Below are 16899 nucleotides of genomic sequence, written 5' to 3'. Positions count from 1 at the left end.
GCCTTACTGCTTGGGAGCAGGGGGAACAAGGCTCACGCCCTCGGGCGGCGGGGTGGGGTCGGGATCGGCAATCAGCATGTGCTGCAGCACGATCTCGGGGCGTTCACTGTCGCGCCAGCGGATGCGATAGGCGGGCATCTTGGTGCCGCGGCTGGTGGTTTGCTCCACCGGCTCCATCACCCAACCCCGGCGGGAGCGGCCCTGGGGATTGCGCTTCACCACCGCATCAGCGTGCTTGAAGCGGAAACCGACGCGCTCACCACTCATGGGGACCCTGGCCTACTAGGGTTGATTATCCCATTGCGGGTATCGCCCTTCAGTCGGCGCCAGCAGTGCGGGTTTCCGGGCGCAGCAGCGGGAAGGCGATCACATCGCGGATCGAGGCGCTGTCGGTGAGCAGCATCACCAGCCGATCGATGCCGATACCCAAGCCGCCGGTGGGGGGCATGCCCACCTCGAGGGCCTGGATGAAATCCTCATCCACCTCCTGGGCTTCGTCGTCGCCGGCGGCCTTGCGGGCCATCTGGGCTTCCAAGCGCTGGCGCTGATCCACCGGATCAATCAGTTCACTGAAGGCATTGGCGGTTTCACGGCCGACGATGAACAGTTCAAAGCGCTCCACCAAGCCGGGTTTGCTGCGATGGGCTCTGGCCAGGGGTGAGTTTTCCACCGGGTAATCGATCACAAACGTGGGTTGGATCAAATCCGTTTCCACCGTTTGCTCGAAGGCCTCCACCAACAGGCGACCCACGGAATCCGCCAGCGCCGGCGCCGCCAAACCCTTGGCCTCCATGGCTGCGGCAGCCTCAGCCCGGGAACCGAAGGCGCCGAAATCAAGGCCCGTGGCCTCCTGCACTAGCTCGTGCATCGTCACGCGGCGCCAGGGGGGCGTGAGATCAATCTCGTTGCCCTGATAACGAATCGTGGTGCTGCCGCACACCTGTTGGCACACGTGAGCAATCAGCTGCTCCGTGAGATCCATCATGTCGTTGTAGTCGGCATAGGCCTGGTACACCTCAATCGAGGTGAACTCCGGGTTGTGGCGCGTGCTGATGCCCTCGTTGCGGAAGATGCGGCCCAGCTCATAAACCCGCTCAAAGCCGCCCACCACCAGCCGCTTCAGGTGCAGCTCGGTGGCGATGCGCAGGGTGAGGGGCAGATCGAGGGCGTTGTGGTGGGTTTCAAACGGCCGCGCATCGGCGCCGCCGGGCACGCTCTGCAGCACCGGCGTTTCGATCTCCAGGAAGCCGCGCTCATCGAGCCAGCGGCGGATCGCACTCACCGCCAGGGCCCGGCGCCGGAAGGTTTCACGGGTGTCGGGCGAGACAATCAGATCGAGATAGCGCTGCCGGTAGCGCTTCTCCACATCAGAGAGGCCATGCCACTTATCGGGCAAGGGCTGCAGGCTCTTGCTGAGCATCTGCCAGCTCTTCACCTTCACCGAAAGCTCGCCGCGGTCGGTGCGGCGCAGGGTGCCCTGCACGCCGATCAGGTCGCCGGCATCCACCAGGGAGGTGATGTGAGCGAAGGCCTCGGGGTCATCGGGCATCGAGGCCGCCAGCGTGGCCTTCTCGATGAACAGTTGAATCGGGCCGGTTTCATCGGCCAGGGTGAAGAAGGCGAGCTTGCCCATCACGCGACGGGTCATCACCCGGCCGGCCACCGCCACGGCCAAATCGCGCTCTTCGCCGTTGGCCAGATCAGCGTGGGCGGCCTGCAACTCGGCCGTGCGATGGCTGGGGTCGAACCGCAGCGCATAGGGCCCCTGGCCCAGGGCCGCCAGGGCCTTGCCTTTCTCAAGGCGGGTCTCGCGCAGCTCAGACAAGGGCCCGATTCAACTCAGCGTGCCGCCATCCTGCAGGAACGCGGTGCTGCCGTGATGCCAAACAGCCTCAGCCTGCGGCGGCCATCCCGGGCAGGTCACCCACGCGCTGGGAGGCGTAGCCGGTGCCGCGCACGGTGAGGATCAGCTCCGGGTTGCGCGGATCAGGCTCGAGCTTGCCCCGCAGGCGGGCGACGTATACATCCACCACGCGCAGGTCCGCAGCGCGGCGCGGCGGGTAGCCCCAAAGCTGCTCGAGGATCTCGGCCCGCGGCACCACACGGCCGGGTTCGCGGAAGAGCAGCTCCAGCAGGCTGAACTCGGTGTAGGTGAGGCCGATGCGTTCGCCGTCGCGGGTCACCTGGCGGCGGTTGGTGTCCACCACCAGATCACCCACCCGCAGCACACCCTGGCCAGGTGTGGCCTCACGGGGCTCGGCAGCGGCGGAGCCGCGGCCCACACGCCGCAGGATCGTGGCGATGCGCGCCTCGAGCTCTTTGGGGCTGAAGGGCTTGGGCAGATAGTCGTCGGCGCCGAGATCGAGGCCAGCAACCCGCTCGGCGATGGCATCGAGAGCCGAGAGGAAAATGATCGGCACGCAGGATTCCGCCCGAAGCCGCCGGCACACGGCGAAGCCATCGAGCTTGGGCAGCATCACGTCGAGCACGACGAGATCGGGCTGTTCCTGGTGAAACAGGGTGAGCGCTTCTTCGCCGTCTTCGGCGCACACCACCCGGTAACCGGCCAGCTGCAGGCGCATCACGAGCACACGGCGCACCGCCGGCTCGTCGTCCACCACGAGCAAGGTGGCGCGGTGGCCCTCCGCTCCAGATGCGGCTCCCGACGCCTCACCGAGCTGGTGCTGGTCGCCGAGGGCCATACGCACAACAGGTGATGAAGAAGCGCAACGATACATCTCAGGATGAACAGACCGAGGCCCAAAACCCCTGAAACCAGGACTATGCAGCGAACTCTTAAGGATTTCTTCCGGCCAGAGTTTTTGAAGCGGGGAAGCGGCCGGCGGCATAGGCATTCCACTGGCGCTCCGCTTCCACCAGGGCCGCATCGCTGCTGATCTGACCGAGCATCGCCCGCTGCAGCTGGGTGTACACAATCGCCTGCAGCCGCTTCACCCCCGGGCTGGCTGGCACCAGCACCCGCGCCTGGCCGAGGGTGTCGGCCGAGAGCAGGCGCGCCTGCTGCACCAACGCCTCGGGCTGGTTAGCCGGACGCTCCTCCTCGAGATTGCGGCGCAGCTGTTGCAGCGCCACGGGCGACGACGGCAGCACCCGCGCCTGCTCCGCGAAGCGCTGCTGGTTAGCGGCATCGGTGAGGAACAAGGCGAAATCCGCCGCCTTGGTGGCCACCCGGCTCTGGCGCGGGATGGCGAGGGTCATCACCGCCACATTGGCGTCGCCCTGAGCACCGGTGAGTGGTGGAAAGGGGCGGGTGGCGGCAGCGATCTGCGGTGCATTGGTTTGGATGCTGCGCAGGAATTCGGCGCCGCTGCCCACCTGGGCCAATTCACCGCTTTGGTAGAGCTCAATGGCGCGGCGGTATCCCTGGCTGACCACTTCGCGGGGCAGCAGACCGCGGCGGTAGAGATCAGTCCAAAAGGCGAAGGCGCGGCGGCCGGCAGGGCTGTTGAAGGCGGCGCGCTGATCAGGCCCCAGCAGGGTCACCCCCATCTGCACGAGGCTTTCCAGCAGCTCAGCGGAGTCGTCGGGCACCACGGTGACGAACAAGGCGTAGCGGCCGGTGCGGCGGCGCACAGCCTCGGCATAGGCAGGCACCTCAGCCCAGGTGCGCGGTGGGGCGCTGTAGCCGGCCTGCTGCAACAGGCCAGTGTTGGCCAGGGTGATCCGGGCCGTGAGATACCAGGGAATCGCGAACTGTTGGGGCTGGCCATCGGGCCCGGCGCTGCGGCCCGCCTGCCAGATCCGGGGCAGGTAACCCTGGGGCGCCCCCGGCGGCAGCACGCCCTCCAGTGGCAGCAACCCGCCCTTGCTGGCCAAGTTGGCCGCAAACAGGGGATTGAGATTCACCACATCCGGCGCCGTGCGCGCAAACACCGCCGCCAGGAGCTTGCGCTCCACCGAACCCCAGGGGATGTCGGTCCACACCACTCGGTAGCCCGGGTTCTGGGCTTCCCAGGCCGCAATCACACCCTGGAGATAGGTGTTGAACTTGGGCGCCAGATCGAGGGTCCAGAACTGGATCGTGCGCTGCGCTCCAGCCGGAGGCGCCGCACCGCGGCAGGCGCTGAGGCCCACCGCCAAAGCAGCGCCCGCCACACCGGTCGCGATGCGGCGCAGCAGCGAGCGGCGGCGGAATCCGCGCAACGCTCCAGTGGCGGTTTGGCCCTTCATCCCCATCAACCCCTCAAATCAGCAATGCGGCGCCAACGCAGCAACACCAGCGAGCAGAGCACAGGCGCCAGCAAGCCGGTGAGCAAGCTCTGGGCCACGAGGGTGTGCAAGCCAGCCTCCACCAGCGGCAGCTGACCAGCCCAATAGAGCTGCAAAAGCAGGCTGGCGCCGAGCAGCAAGCTGCCGAGCACGGCCAACAGGCCCAGGTTGTAGCTGCGCTCAATCGGGACACCACGCCGGCCGATCCGCCCCCACCACCAGCCCAGCAGCATCAACACCGGCACCTCGCTGGCCAGGCCCAGGTGCAAGCCATCAAGCACCAACCCCAAACAGAGCCCGGCGATCGCACCGGAGGCGGGCCCATCCACCAACGCCCAGGGCAGCAACCAGAGCACCGCCCAACTGGGGGCCACACCGGCGATCTTCAAAAAGCCAGGCGACGCCAGGGTGAGCAGGGGCACCATCAGGCCTGTAGCCCCGCACCAGCGCTGACGGTGCAACACCCCCATGGCTAGCGGGTCACCACCTGCACCCAATCCACCGCATCCACCGGGGCACTGAGCTGCACCGCTGCATCCGGCGCCGGCGCCAAGTTTTCATTCACGCTCTGCACCACGCCCACCAACAGGTTGGGGGGCACCAGCGTGCTGGCGGGGGAGGTGGTGATCACATCACCGGGGCGAACGCCCGTGTCTTTCTCGAGGAATTGCAGCCGCGGCCGCGCCGTGCCCTGGCCCACCAACAAGCCATGGCGCTGCACCCGCGCCACCCACACCCCCAGGCGACTGCCGCTATCGGTGAGGAGCTGCACCCGGGCCGTGCTGGGGGTGACACTGCTCACCCGGCCGATCAAGCCACCGGGGGCGAGCACCGGATCACCGGCTTTGATGCCATCCACACTGCCCTTGCCCAGCTCCAGCTGCTGCCACCAGCCGCCGGCTTCCCGCGAAATCACGGGTGCCGGCACGCGGCCGCCGCCGCTGCGGTTGAGCTCGAGCATGCCGCGCAAGCGCTGGTTGTCGCGCTGCAACTGCTGCAGGCTGGCCTGCTCCTGCAGCTGCTGGGCCGACCTCAACCACTCCGACTGGGCTGAACCCGGCCAAAAGGGCCGGCTCAGCAGGGCATAAGCATCCATGAAGCCAGCCCCTTTGCTCAGGCGCACGCCAGCCAGAGCCAGCAACAGCAACCACCACGGCCAGGCCTCAGCGACCTTGCGCAGCAGCGGGACGCGCAGGATGCGTCCGGGCATGGGAATCAGGCGGCGACGCGGCTGAAGTCAGGCGTATCGAGCACGCGCTCCAGACGCTTGTAGTCCTCCAGCACCATGCCGCAACCGTTCACCACGCAGAGCAGCGGATCTTCGGCCACGTGCACGAGGATGCCGGTCTCGTGGCTGATCAGGTCGCTGATGCCGCGCACCAGCGCGCCGCCACCGGCAAGCATGATGCCGCGATCCACGATGTCGGCCGCCAGCTCGGGCGGAGTGCGCTCGAGGGTTCGCTTCACCGCCTCCACGATCACGTTGAGCGGTTCGGCCATGGCTTCGCGCACGTCGCCGGCGCGCACATTGATGGTGCGGGGCAGACCGGAGAGCAGGTGCAGGCCGCGCACGTCCATCGAGGTTTCGTCGTGCACCTCATCGGGGAAGGCGGAGCCAATGCGGATCTTGATCTCTTCAGCGGTGCGCTCACCCACCACCAAGTTGTGCACCTTCTTCAGATACACGCTGATCGCATCGCTGAGTTCATCGCCGGCGACGCGCACGGATTCGCTCAGCACCGTGCCGCCGAGCGACAGCACAGCCACCTCAGTGGTGCCGCCGCCGATGTCGACGATCATCGTGCCCACGGGCTCGGTCACGGGCAGACCGGCACCGATGGCCGCCGCCACGGGCTCATCAATGAGGTGCACGGTGCGGGCACCGGCCAGACCGGCCTCACGCACGGCACGGCGCTCCACGCCGGTGACGCCGCTGGGAATGCCAATCACCAGGCGTGGGGCCACGATGCCGCGGCCTTCATTGCCCTTCTGAATGAAGGTTTTGATCATCTGCTCGGCGGCGTCGAAGTCGGCGATCACGCCATCGCGCAGAGGACGCACCGCGCGGATGTTGCCGGGCGTACGGCCGAGCATCAATTTCGCTTCGTCACCCACGGCCAGACAACTGCCGCGTTCAAGGTCGATGGCCACCACCGAAGGCTCCTGCAGCACGATGCCCTTGCCGGACATGTACATCAGGGTGTTGGCCGTTCCCAGGTCGATGCCGATGTCGCGGGAGAGCTGGAAACGTTTGAAGAACACTGAGGGGCCACCTAGCGGCGCGAATCATAGGTGGGATGCCTCGATGGAACATCCGGGCCAAAGGGTGGAACTCTCCCTATGAGGCAGCCCGTCGGTGGACTGCATCATTGACCCAACGCATCAACAGGAGAACGCCATGGGCGTCAACTCGATCACCCTCGTCGGCCGGGCCGGCCGCGACCCCGAGGTTCGCTACTTCGAATCGGGAAGCATGGTGGCCAACCTCACCATGGCGGTGAATCGCCGCTCCAATAACGACGAACCCGACTGGTTCAACCTGGAGATCTGGGGCAAGCAGGCCCAGGTGGCCGCCGACTATGTGCGCAAAGGCTCACTGCTCGGCATCATCGGCAGCTTCAAGCTCGACCGCTGGACCGACCGCGGCACCGGCGAGGAGCGCAGCAAGCCAGTGATCCGTGTGGATCGACTCGAACTGCTGGGCTCCAAGCGCGATGCTGAAGGCGGTGGTGGTTACGGCGGCGGTGGTTTCGGTGGGGAGCCGACCGAAGAGGAAGTTCCCTTCTGAGGCTCCGCGCGGTCATCAGTGGCTGGAGTTGCGCTTCTTCCAGGTGCGCAGCCCCAGCCAGAGGCCGGCAGCAACCACAGCGATCACCAGAAGCACCTTGATCGCTTTGGCAACGGGCTCGATCCAGAGCTCAACATTGGTGTAGCCCTCCCCGAGAGCCATGCCGGCCACGGTGAGCAGCAGGGTCCAGATCAGGCTGCCGGCCGTGGTCCAGATCAGAAACGGCGTGAACGGCATCAGTTCGATGCCGGCCGGCACAGAGATCAGGGTGCGGATGCCGGGCACCAGGCGCCCCCAGAACACCAGGGCTGTGCCGTAGCGGTTGAACCAGGTGCGGGTGCGATGCAGATCCTGGGTGCTGATGCCAATCCAGCGGCCGTGGCGCTCGAGCCACTGCTCCAGGCGCTCTTCATTGATCAGGCGGCCGATTCCGTACCAAGGCAGGGCGCCAAGCACGGTGCCGATCAGGCCCGCCAACACCACCGGAATCAGCGCCAACTGACCCTGGTGCACGTAAAAGCCCCCCAGCGGCATGATCAGCTCCGAGGGGATCGGCGGAAAGAGGTTCTCGAGGAACATCGCCGCAAAGATGGCGCCGTACCCCATCCACGGGTTGGCCTCGACTGCCGCACCGATCAGCTGCGGCAGCTGTTGCACCAACTCTGTGAGTCCCATTCGGCCTGCGTGTGTGTGGGCTGATTGTGCGGCATCCGCCTACAAACATGCTCCACAGGCGGATATCCATCGATATCCAGCCGCGGAGCACGATCGTTGAACCTGCGCGCACGCCCGAAGGCGCGCGCGGGCCCCGGCTCAGTAGCGGTAGTGATCCAGCTTGTAGGGGCCTTCCACCGGCACGTTGATGTAGGCGGCCTGCTCGGCGGTGAGCTCGGTGAGCTTGGCGCCGATCTTCTCGAGGTGAAGGCGAGCCACCATCTCATCGAGGTGCTTGGGCAGCACATACACCTCTTTGGCGTACTGATCACCCTTGGTGAACAGCTCGATCTGGGCCAGCACCTGGTTGGTGAAGGAGTTGCTCATCACGAAGCTGGGGTGGCCGGTGGCGCAGCCCAGGTTCACCAGACGGCCTTCAGCCAACAGGATGATCCGGTTGCCGGAGGGCAGCACGATGTGATCCACCTGGGGCTTGATGTTCTCCCAGGTGTATTGCTTCAGCGACGCCACATCGATCTCGTTGTCGAAGTGGCCGATGTTGCACACGATCGCCTGATCCTTCATCTGGATCAGGTGCTCGTGGCGGATCACCTGGAAGTTGCCGGTGGCGGTCACGAAGATGTCCACATCGCGCACCACGTCGTCGAGACGCACCACGCGGTAGCCCTCCATCGCCGCCTGCAGGGCGCAGATCGGATCGATCTCAGCGATCATCACGGTGGCGCCGAGGCCACGCAGCGACTGTGCCGAACCCTTGCCCACGTCGCCGTAGCCGAGCACGAGGGCGACCTTGCCGGCCACCATCACATCGGTGGCACGCTTGATGCTGTCCACCAGCGATTCGCGGCAGCCGTAGAGGTTGTCGAACTTGCTCTTGGTGACCGAGTCGTTGACGTTGATCGCCGGGAAGGGCAGCTCGCCGCTCTTCTGAAGCTGATACAGACGAGCCACGCCGGTGGTGGTCTCCTCGGTCACGCCCTGGATCTGGGCCTTGATGCGGGAGTAGAAGCCGGGCTGGGCGGCCAGCTTCTGGCGGATGCTGTTGAAGAGGGCGGTCTCCTCTTCGTTGGAGGGGTTGTCAAGCACCGAGAGATCGCTCTCAGCCTTGGTGCCCAACATCACCAGACCGGTGGCATCGCCGCCGTCGTCGAGGATCATGTTGGGGGTGCCGCCATCGCCCCACTCGAGGATGCGGTGGGTGAAGGCCCAGTACTCATCCAGGGTTTCGCCCTTGTAGGCGAAGACAGGGATGCCAGCAGCTGCGATCGCGGCGGCGGCGTGGTCTTGGGTGGAGAAGATGTTGCAGCTGGCCCAGCGCACTTCGGCGCCCAGAGCCACCAGGGTTTCGATCAGAACCGCGGTCTGAATCGTCATGTGCAAGGAACCCGCGATGCGGGCGCCCTTGAGGGGCTGCTCAGCGCCGTACTTGCTGCGCAGAGCCACCAGGCCCGGCATTTCGGTTTCGGCGATCTCGATTTCCTTGCGGCCGAAATCAGCCAGACCGAGGTCGGCGATCACATAGGTGCTGGTGCTCTGCAGCGCAGGCGCCGTGGGGGTTGCCACCATGAACTTGAAGGTTTGGAAACTAGAAATATCTGCAGAGACGCCGAGGCTTCGGGCTCGCGTGAGGGCAATCTACCGGGATGGAATCGCGCAGCGTGTTGTTGGCGGATGCCGCCGCCACCCAGGCCCTGGGCCAGGAGCTCGCGGCCCTCTGGCTCCGCCAACGGGCTAACTGCAGCGCGGGGCAACAACCGCCGATCCTGTTGCTGCAGGGCACCCTCGGCGCCGGCAAAACCTGCCTGGTGCAGGGCATCGCCGCCGGCCTGGGCATCGAGGAACCAATCACCAGCCCCACGTTTGCCCTGGCGCAGCACTACTTAGGCCGTGTCGGTTCGAGCAACGGCACGGCGCTGGTGCACCTTGATCTCTACCGGCTGGAGCGAGCCCTCGCGGCCGATGAACTCTTCGCCCAGGAAGAAGAGGAAGCGCTGGAGCTCGGTGCCTTGATGGCGGTGGAGTGGAGCGAGAGGCTGAGCTTCCGGCCCGATGGGGCCTGGTGCGTGAGCCTCGCGCTGGTAGATCCCGATCGTCCGGAGGCAGGCCGGCGGGCGGAGCTGAGTCTCGATCAAGCCAGCCGCTAAGCCGGCGCGCACTACACCCGCTTAGCGAGAAACGCCTCCGCCTGTTCATGGGTGGGCTGGGGGTCGATCGCACCGGCACCGCTGCACACCAGGGCCCCGCAGGCGCTGGCAAAGCGAACCGCCTCGGCGCTGCCGCCATCGAGCAGTTGGGGCTGGAGACAGAGCTGGTGCAACAGCCCAGCCAGGAAGGCATCCCCTGCTCCAGTGCTATCCACCACTGCCACCGGATAGGCCGGCATCACACCGCTGCTGGAGCCGAAACACCAGGCCACCTGGGCGCCACCATCGGTGACCACCACCGCTGGATGTTGGGGCAGACCTGCGCGGATCACCACGGGATCACGGCTGCCAAACAGCCACTGGGCCTCTTCAGCCGCCAGCTTGATCAAGCCGGCCTGCTCCAGCAGCGGACGGATCGCCGCCACGGCCGCCGGTGTGGGCCCGGCATCCGCCGGGGCGCTGACATCCCAGAAGGTGGGCCGCCAGTTCACATCCAGCGCGATCGCCACACCGGCGTCAACGGCCAACTGCACCGCGGCCACCAACGCCTCCGCAGACAACGCTGACGCAAGAGGAATCGTGCCGATCTGCAGCCAGCGCGCACCCGCCAGCAGGGGCGGCAAAGACGCTTGCACCCCGCTGGCCTGAAGAGCCTGATCGGCAAAGCCATCGCCCTGATCACCGGAGAAGCCGCCAAAACTGCGATCGCCGCTGGCATCACGCCGCACCAACACAACCCGGCTGGGGTGGATCGGATCGCGCTGCAGACCGCTGAGATCCACTCCCCGTTCACGCATCAACTGCTGAAATGCCGCACCGATCGCGTCCGAGCCAAGACGGCCCACAAAGGCGGAAGGGGTGCCAAGCCGAGCCAACGCGCAAGCCACGTTGGCAGGAGCACCGCCCAGGCGGTCGTCGGACTGCTCAGGGCCTGCGGTAAAGGGATCACCACCGAGGGGACCAAGCCGATCCACTAGGGCTTCCCCCAGACAGATCACCTGCGGCGTCGGCCCAGCAGCCATGGCTCAGGCGGCCTTAGGCCGCAGCGGCACTGCCTTCAGCTTGCAAACGCTCCAGCAAAGCGGCAATGATCCGCGCATTCGCTGCAGGAAAGGGGTAATCCCCCAGCTCGGTGGGCTCCACCCAGCGCACCTGCTGGCTGGCCAGGGGCTGGGGTTCGCCGCTGATCCAGCGGCACAGATGCACCACAAACCGCAGCCGCTTGTGGCTGTAGGCGTGCTCCAGGGTGATCAGCTCCTCTCCCACCTCCGCTTCGATCGCGAGCTCCTCCTGGAGTTCGCGGGCGATGGTGGTTTCAATCGGCTCGCCGGGCTCCTGCTTGCCGCCTGGGAATTCCCAGAGGCCGCCAAGCAAGCCCTCGTTGAGGCGCTGATCAATCAGAACCTGGCCGGCGGCATTGCGCACCACCCCAACGCCGATCACCTGAAACGGGAGCTCGCGGGGGGCGTCGGTCACGGGGAAGGCGGCAGGGTCGCCGGCAGCGTAGGCAGCGCACTGAAACTGCCAAGGGCACTGCTCGCAGCGGGGATTGCGGGGGGTGCAGACCGTGGCCCCCAGATCCATCAGCGCTTGGTTGAAATCCCGCGGGCGAGCCGGATCGAGCAAAGCTTCACTCAGAGCCCAGAAGTGTTTCAGCTCTCGGGCGGGAGGCCGCTCGCAGGCGATCAGCCGCGCCAACACCCGTTTCACGTTGCCATCGAGGATGGCGAACGGGCGATTGAAGGCCGACGACAGGATGCTGCCGGCCGTACTGCGGCCGATGCCGGGCAAGGCGAGCCAGCTCTCCAGATCCTGGGGCCAGGCGGAGGGCGATAACGCCTGCATCTGCCGGGCTCCGGCCAGGAGCCGCCGGGCCCGGGAGTAGTACCCCAGGCCCTGCCAGAGCAGCAGCACGTCGTGCTCTTCAGCAGCCGCCAAGGCCGCCAAGGAGGGGAAGGCCTCCATCCAGCGCTGCCAATAAGGGAGCACCACCTGCAATTGGGTTTGCTGCAACATCACCTCCGCCACCCAGATGGCATAGGGATCGAGCTGCTCATCAGGGCAGAGCAGGGCTCCATCCCGTCTGAGCTTCCAAGGAATGGAGTGGCGGCCGTGTTCCTGCCACCAACCCAGCAGCGCGTCCCGCAAGACCTGCATTTGGAGCGGTTCCGCGCAAACCATGCCCTTGCCGACGCCCAAGTGAGCTGTTACCGATAACCCCAATGAAGCTTCATGCACCATGCCGTTGTCTGGTCCCGCACTCCCGATTGCCAACTACGCCATGGTGGGCGGCACCAAGGGGCGCGACCTGATCACCGGCCTGGGGGCGCAGGTGGTGCTGGGCGGAGCGGGCGACGACATCCTCGGAGCCCAGACCAGCCCCGGAGCCGACGGTGTGACGCCCCTGATTCCCTGGCTAGTGGGTGGAGCAGACCAAGACAAGTACTTCATCACGCCAGGCAGCATGGCTGTGGTGGCTGATCTGGGGGGCGGCAAGGATGAGCTGGTACTGGACAGCCTTGCGTTCAGGAAGGCGCAAATCCGCAACATCGATCGCCGCCATGCCCTGATCAGCCGGGGCAATACGCGGGTGTTGGTGGTGGACCCTGCCGGACGCTCCAACCCCGACAACACCATTGAGACCTTGGTGTTCAAGGACCAGCGCGTCAGCGGCAAACAGCTGTTCAAGCTGGCGAAGCAAGCCGACACGTACTGGGGCCGATCCACCCTGGCGGAGCAAGTGAGCCTTGGCTCATTCCCTCTCAATGCCGCTGGGGTGGATGTAGCCCTGTTCAACGGGTATCTCACCTCTGCCGCCTACAACGACAGCCTGGTGGTTTAGGGCTAACGCCCCCCTCAAACCGCCACGTAGGCCTGCACGTTTTCGCTGAGACGTCGCAGGCCCGCCAGGCCATCGCGCTCGAGGTTGCGCACGCGGTCGCGGCTCATCCCGAGGATGCGGCCGATGCCGGTAAGGCTCATCGGCTCATCAGGATCGGGCACATCGGCGCAGGGGATGCCGTAGCGCATCTTGAGCACGCGGCACTGCAAGTCGGGCAGTTGCTCAAGCAGATCACGCATGTCGCTGCGCAGGCACTCGCCATCCACCAGCTCTTCCGGCTGGGTCCCGTCGGCTGCCAGCAGGTCGAGTAGTTCGGTGTCGTCGCCGTCGCCCACCTTGGTTTCCAGGCTCACGGGCTGACGGGCGCGGCAGAGCAGATCCTTCACCTCCTCCTCCGGCAGCTCCACAAACTCCGCCAGCTCCGTCACCGTTGGGGTGCGGCCCAACTCCTGGCTCAGTTCCCGCTGGCCTTTCTTGAGCTTGTTCAGCGTTTCAGTGATGTGGATCGGCAGGCGAATCGTGCGGCTCTTCTCCGCGATCGCCCGCGTAATGCCCTGGCGGATCCACCAATAGGCATAAGTGGAGAACTTGTAGCCGCGGGTGGGGTCGAACTTCTCCACGCCCCGCACCAGGCCGATCGTGCCCTCCTGGATCAGGTCCAGGAGTTCCATGTTCCGCTTGGTGTATTTCTTCGCCACGCTCACCACGAGGCGCAGATTGGCCGCCACCATCCGCTCCTTCGCCCGTTGGCCGGAGCGCAGACGCTTTTTGAGCTGCTGAGGGGTGAGCTGAGCCGCCTTTGCCAGCTGCTCATGGTCGGGCTTGGAGCCACCAGCACGCATCTCCAGCTCTTGCTCGAGCTCCTCTAACGCCACCAGCTCCTGCACCTGGCGGCCCAAGGTGATCTCCTGCTCGTGGGAGAGCAGCGGTACGCGACCGATGTCGCGGAGGTAGGAGCGCACCAGATCGGTGCTCAGCCCCGAGGCATCAACAGCAGCGACCACGGCAAGGCCTGTGAACTGATGTAAAGCCTACCCTGAAGAAGTGTGAAGCGTCTCTCAGAAAGCTCGCGGATCTCTCAGAAAGGCAGCAGGCCGATGGCCTCAGCCCCCAGAGCGGCTCAGCAGCCAGCTGGCGGTTTGGAGGTAGATGAACACCCCGGCCACGTCCGTGGCGGTGGCGATGAACGGGGCCGACATCAGAGCTGGATCCAGGCCAAGGCGGTTGAACAGCAGCGGCAGCGCAGCACCAGCGGTGGCCGCCAGGGTGGTGATCGCTACCAGGCTGATCCCTGCCGCACTGGCCACCAACCAGTTACCTCCGCTCACGTAGGCCGACCAGGGCACCACCACGAGCATCATCAACAGCCCGAGCAGGGCTCCCGCAATCGCCTCGCGTCCGATCGCCTTGGCGGGTCCAAGGCTCTGAATGCGCTGGGTGCTGAGGCCGCGAATCACCACGGTGGAACTCTGGGCGCCCACATTGCCGCCTGTGCCAATCAACAGCGGGATGAACGCGGCCAACACCACCACCTGTTTGAGCACGCCATCCATCGAGGCGATCACGGCGGCGGTGCCGCTGTTGGCCAGGAGCAGCACCAGCAGCCACACCACGCGCCGGCGGGCCACGCTGAACAGATTGCTCTGGAAGTAGTCGTCTTCATCGCCGGCCTGCACGGCACCCGCGGCGTAGAGGTCGCGGGTGGCCTCCTGCTGGATCACGTCGATCACGTCGTCCACGGTCACGATCCCCACCAGGCGCTGCTCCCGGTCCACCACCGGCACGGCCAGGAAGTCGTATCGCTGGATCACGCGGGCCACTTCTTCCTGGTCAGTGTCGGTACCCACGCTCACCACCTCGCGGGTCATCACATCGCCCACCCGCTCCTCTGGATCCGCCACCACCAGATCCCGCAGCGACAGGATTCCGGTGAGATGGCGCGACGCATCGGTCACGTAAAGGGCGTAGATGGTTTCGGTGTCGCGGGCGCGGCGGCGGACGATCGCAAGCGCCTGGGCCACGCTGTGGAATTCCTTGAGGTCGATGAACTCAGTGGTCATCAACCGGCCAGCGGTTTCCGGCTCGTAGCCGAGCAGCTGGGCCGTCACACGACGCTCCGCTGGGCTCAGCTCCGCCAGCAGCCGCCGCACCACCTTCGCTGGCAATTCATCAAACAGATCCACCCGGTCGTCGGGCGCCATCTGCTCCACGAGCTCCAGCACCTCACCGGAGCGCAACCGCTCCAGCAACGACTGCTGCACGCTGGGCTCGAGGTATTCGTAAACCTCAATCGCTTCGTCTTTGGGCAGCAGGCGGAACGCCAACGCCTGCAGGGTGCGGGGCAAGCCACCGATCGCCTCAGCGATATCCACCTCCTGCACGGGCTGCAGGAGCAACTTCACGCCGTCGTAATTGCCAGCCTCCAGCAGGCCCTTGAGCTGCTGCGTGAGCACCTCCGCCAAGGCAGGGCCGTTGATCGCAGGCGTGGCTGGAGCTGCAGACGCCTCGCTCATCGCCTTGACCTGTGTGCGTGGAGTCTAAAGAGGCGTCAGAGGAGGTATCGCAGACGTGTAAACGGACGCTCCAACACCCTCCAACCGAGAGCACCGAGCAGGATGGAGCCGATGAGGTACGCCGCAAAGGGACCCAGCCCCGAACCCCATGACGTGAGCCAGGCCGCCAGCGAAACGTGCAGGAGATACACGGAGTAACTACAGCGGCTTAAAGCCCGACACAGGGCGGCCAAGGGAGCAAACAAGCTGACATATCGAAAATTCCAAAAAGAGAGCAACAGGAGTGAAGCCAGAAAGCCAGCGCACGGGTAAAACACGACTGCGAGCCAAAACACTCGTCGAGCCTCAACAGGCTGCTGCACAGCTGCAAACAGCTCTGGCACAGTTGCTGTAGCCAAGGCCATACACAGGAGGCATACAGGGATTAACCATCGGAGCCGCGTCAACCTCTCGAACAAAGGCGATTGATAGCGCTTCAGCCAAGCCAACATGCCGCCATAGGCAAGCGCATCAATCTGAGGCGCAAAGCTCTGTTTGATCTCTTGCACAGACGCCCCTTGAACCGCCCAGTCGAGACGAATCAAGGCAGCGACCAATGGGAGACAAACCAGGGAAACCAACAGCAGCGAATCCCAGGAGCGCAGCAGTGGAAACCAGTCCAAATTCCTGGAGGCGCGATAAGCCAGTGCCCGCGATCCCCAGGCCAATCCAGCAAAGAGCAGATAACTCCACACCTCAATCACCAGACTCCAAGCTACCGGCAGAACCGATCCGATCGCAGCAAAATCCTGAACGAAGAGCAGATTGGCCAGCAATTGCAGTGCACCAGGCCATGCAGCGAGCCCGAATACCAGAACCAATAGCGTTGTGAGCCAGTAGGTGGGCATCGTGCGCAAACAACGCCGATAAATAAACACCCTCAGACTTTCATCACGCCGACCACTTGCCATATCCAAAAGCTGACCAACAATCAGAAAGCCACTGATCGAGAAAAATAGGGTCACGCCCCAGAAACCAGGCCTGAAAAACTGCGAATACAGCAGCGAGTGATCAGCAGCCGGAACCAACGGGCCACCATGGGACCACAACACCAAAAAAACAGCTGCAGCCCGAAGAAAATCAATACCTTCGTAAAAAGCCGAAGCCCCTGATGAACGGCCCAACCACGCAGCGGCAAGTCACGGAACAGTAGAGCAGCAACTAAAGTGCTTCGGCCAGAGATTGAGATCCGTGCCCGTTCAGATTGACAACGTGAGCGTGACAACTGCCAGCGGCAGCCAACAACAGCTTGGGGAATGGAACGGGAAGGTGCTGCTGATCGTGAACGTGGCCAGCCGCTGCGGCTTCACACGCCAATACGCCGGCCTTCAGGCCCTGCAGGCTGCGTACGGGAGCCAAGGCTTCTCGGTGCTCGCTTTCCCCTGCAACGACTTCGGCGCCCAGGAGCCCGGCAGCGTTGAGGAGATCCAGCAGTTCTGCTCCACCACCTACGGCGTGGACTTCCCGATTTACGGAAAGGTGGCCATCAGCGCCGCCCCGTTCGACACCCTGGTGCAGGCCGAGCCCGCTGGCCCGGTGGCCTGGAACTTTGAGAAGTTCCTGGTGGGCAAAGACGGCACTGTGATCGCCCGCTACAAGAGCGGTGTGGAGCCCGACTCTGCGGAGCTCAAGGGCGCCATCGAAGCGGCACTCGCGGCCTGATCGCCT

General features: G+C 65.1%; 18 protein-coding genes. 4 read left to right on the top strand and 14 right to left on the bottom strand.

Annotation, left to right across the window (positions count from 1 at the left end):
• Positions 1 to 3 precede the first annotated feature (3 nt).
• The 7 genes from CB0101_RS09140 to CB0101_RS09110 form a co-directional block, all read right to left on the bottom strand.
• Positions 4 to 267 carry a hypothetical protein gene (locus tag CB0101_RS09140; protein ID WP_010312387.1) on the bottom strand — a complete coding sequence of 88 codons (264 nt, stop codon included), beginning with the start codon at positions 265 to 267 and terminating at the stop codon, positions 4 to 6.
• A gap of 49 nt (positions 268 to 316) precedes the next feature.
• Positions 317 to 1825, bottom strand: a complete 1509-nt coding sequence (gene lysS / locus CB0101_RS09135) for a lysine--tRNA ligase (protein ID WP_010312389.1) — start codon at positions 1823 to 1825, stop codon at positions 317 to 319.
• Positions 1826 to 1892: 67 nt separating this feature from the next.
• Positions 1893 to 2702 carry a response regulator transcription factor RpaB gene (rpaB, locus tag CB0101_RS09130; RefSeq protein ID WP_010312391.1) on the bottom strand — a complete coding sequence of 270 codons (810 nt, stop codon included), beginning with the start codon at positions 2700 to 2702 and terminating at the stop codon, positions 1893 to 1895.
• A gap of 94 nt (positions 2703 to 2796) precedes the next feature.
• Positions 2797 to 4191 carry an ABC transporter substrate-binding protein gene (locus CB0101_RS09125; RefSeq protein WP_010312394.1) on the bottom strand — a complete coding sequence of 465 codons (1395 nt, stop codon included), beginning with the start codon at positions 4189 to 4191 and terminating at the stop codon, positions 2797 to 2799.
• A 5-nt stretch (positions 4192 to 4196) separates the two neighbouring features.
• Positions 4197 to 4700: a hypothetical protein gene (locus tag CB0101_RS09120; protein ID WP_010312396.1), complete on the bottom strand. Its 504-nt coding sequence runs from the start codon at positions 4698 to 4700 to the stop codon at positions 4197 to 4199.
• Between the two features lie 2 nt (positions 4701 to 4702).
• A complete protein-coding gene (gene mreC, locus CB0101_RS09115) occupies positions 4703 to 5440 on the bottom strand; it encodes a rod shape-determining protein MreC (protein WP_010312397.1) in 738 nt (245 codons plus the stop codon).
• 5 nt (positions 5441 to 5445) lie between these two features.
• On the bottom strand, positions 5446 to 6492 hold the full coding sequence (locus tag CB0101_RS09110; RefSeq protein ID WP_010312398.1) for a rod shape-determining protein: 1047 nt from the start codon (positions 6490 to 6492) through the stop codon (positions 5446 to 5448).
• Positions 6493 to 6628: 136 nt separating this feature from the next.
• Between CB0101_RS09110 and CB0101_RS09105 the strand changes: the two genes are divergently transcribed.
• Positions 6629 to 7018, top strand: coding sequence for a single-stranded DNA-binding protein (locus CB0101_RS09105; RefSeq protein WP_010312401.1), 390 nt, complete (start codon positions 6629 to 6631; stop codon positions 7016 to 7018).
• A 15-nt stretch (positions 7019 to 7033) separates the two neighbouring features.
• Here CB0101_RS09105 and CB0101_RS09100 read toward each other — a convergent pair whose 3' ends face one another.
• Positions 7034 to 7693 (bottom strand): DedA family protein, encoded by a 660-nt coding sequence (locus CB0101_RS09100; protein ID WP_010312404.1) that lies wholly within the window; start codon positions 7691 to 7693, stop codon positions 7034 to 7036.
• A gap of 138 nt (positions 7694 to 7831) precedes the next feature.
• Positions 7832 to 9259 carry an adenosylhomocysteinase gene (gene ahcY, locus CB0101_RS09095; protein WP_010312406.1) on the bottom strand — a complete coding sequence of 476 codons (1428 nt, stop codon included), beginning with the start codon at positions 9257 to 9259 and terminating at the stop codon, positions 7832 to 7834.
• A gap of 77 nt (positions 9260 to 9336) precedes the next feature.
• On the opposite strand from ahcY, the gene tsaE reads away from it, so the two are divergent.
• Complete coding sequence (tsaE, locus tag CB0101_RS09090) at positions 9337 to 9837, top strand: tRNA (adenosine(37)-N6)-threonylcarbamoyltransferase complex ATPase subunit type 1 TsaE (protein WP_010312407.1); 501 nt, start codon at positions 9337 to 9339, stop codon at positions 9835 to 9837.
• An 11-nt stretch (positions 9838 to 9848) separates the two neighbouring features.
• Here tsaE and CB0101_RS09085 read toward each other — a convergent pair whose 3' ends face one another.
• Together CB0101_RS09085 and mutY are read right to left on the bottom strand one after the other, a co-directional pair.
• Positions 9849 to 10859, bottom strand: a complete 1011-nt coding sequence (locus CB0101_RS09085; protein WP_010312409.1) for a carbohydrate kinase — start codon at positions 10857 to 10859, stop codon at positions 9849 to 9851.
• Between the two features lie 13 nt (positions 10860 to 10872).
• A complete protein-coding gene (gene mutY, locus CB0101_RS09080; RefSeq protein ID WP_010312411.1) occupies positions 10873 to 11994 on the bottom strand; it encodes an A/G-specific adenine glycosylase in 1122 nt (373 codons plus the stop codon).
• An 82-nt stretch (positions 11995 to 12076) separates the two neighbouring features.
• Here mutY and CB0101_RS09075 point away from each other — a divergent pair, with 82 nt between their 5' ends.
• On the top strand, positions 12077 to 12679 hold the full coding sequence (locus CB0101_RS09075; protein WP_010312414.1) for a hypothetical protein: 603 nt from the start codon (positions 12077 to 12079) through the stop codon (positions 12677 to 12679).
• Between the two features lie 14 nt (positions 12680 to 12693).
• Here CB0101_RS09075 and CB0101_RS09070 read toward each other — a convergent pair whose 3' ends face one another.
• From CB0101_RS09070 to CB0101_RS09060, 3 genes are all read right to left on the bottom strand, one after another.
• A complete protein-coding gene (locus CB0101_RS09070) occupies positions 12694 to 13683 on the bottom strand; it encodes an RpoD/SigA family RNA polymerase sigma factor (RefSeq protein WP_136644068.1) in 990 nt (329 codons plus the stop codon).
• Positions 13684 to 13782: 99 nt separating this feature from the next.
• Positions 13783 to 15192 (bottom strand): magnesium transporter, encoded by a 1410-nt coding sequence (gene mgtE, locus CB0101_RS09065; RefSeq protein WP_010312431.1) that lies wholly within the window; start codon positions 15190 to 15192, stop codon positions 13783 to 13785.
• A 35-nt stretch (positions 15193 to 15227) separates the two neighbouring features.
• Positions 15228 to 16355, bottom strand: a complete 1128-nt coding sequence (locus CB0101_RS09060) for an acyltransferase (protein WP_071778169.1) — start codon at positions 16353 to 16355, stop codon at positions 15228 to 15230.
• Between the two features lie 67 nt (positions 16356 to 16422).
• Between CB0101_RS09060 and CB0101_RS09055 the strand changes: the two genes are divergently transcribed.
• Positions 16423 to 16893 carry a glutathione peroxidase gene (locus CB0101_RS09055; protein ID WP_010312434.1) on the top strand — a complete coding sequence of 157 codons (471 nt, stop codon included), beginning with the start codon at positions 16423 to 16425 and terminating at the stop codon, positions 16891 to 16893.
• Positions 16894 to 16899 lie beyond the last annotated feature (6 nt).

Source organism: Synechococcus sp. CB0101, assembly GCF_000179235.2.
In the GTDB taxonomy this organism is placed as follows: domain Bacteria; phylum Cyanobacteriota; class Cyanobacteriia; order PCC-6307; family Cyanobiaceae; genus Vulcanococcus.
The sequence above is the reverse complement of the archived record's forward strand: the minus strand, read 5'-3'. Positions and strand labels throughout refer to the sequence as shown.